The organism is Denitromonas iodatirespirans, assembly GCF_018524365.1.
GTDB classification, from domain to species: domain Bacteria; phylum Pseudomonadota; class Gammaproteobacteria; order Burkholderiales; family Rhodocyclaceae; genus Nitrogeniibacter; species Nitrogeniibacter iodatirespirans.
The window spans coordinates 1-376 of sequence record NZ_JAEKFT010000147.1; the positions used below are offsets into that span (position 1 = coordinate 1).

A 376-nucleotide genomic window follows, 5' to 3' on the forward strand; every position below is an offset into this window, starting at 1 on the left:
TGCCGTCGGTGTGGCCGTTGATGGTGATGGTCAGCGTGGCGGTGGTGCTGGTGCCGTCGCCGTCGGTGAGCGTGTAGGTGTAGCTGTCGGTGAGGGTTTCGCCGTCGTTCAGGGCGTTGACCGCGGCATTGGTGTTGTCCAGCGTGTAGGTGTAGCTGCCGTCGGCATTCAGGATGAGGCTGCCGTAGGTGAGCGTCGGGGTCGCGGCGGTGATCGGGGTGGCGTTGGTGTCGGCACCGACGGTGTCGTTGGTGAGCACAGAGCCGGACACGGTGCTGGCCGCATCCTCGGCGATCACGTTGGTGTCATTGATCGCCACCGGCACGGAGTCGGTGATCTGGATGTCGAGGCTGCCGGTGGCGGCGATGCCCAGGTC

1 protein-coding gene is annotated in these 376 nt (G+C 66.0%); it reads right to left on the reverse strand.

What is annotated here, in order from left to right; genetic code table 11:
* The coding region (locus tag I8J34_RS24335) for a cadherin-like domain-containing protein (protein WP_214364206.1) at positions 1–376 on the reverse strand (376 nt) is incomplete at both ends.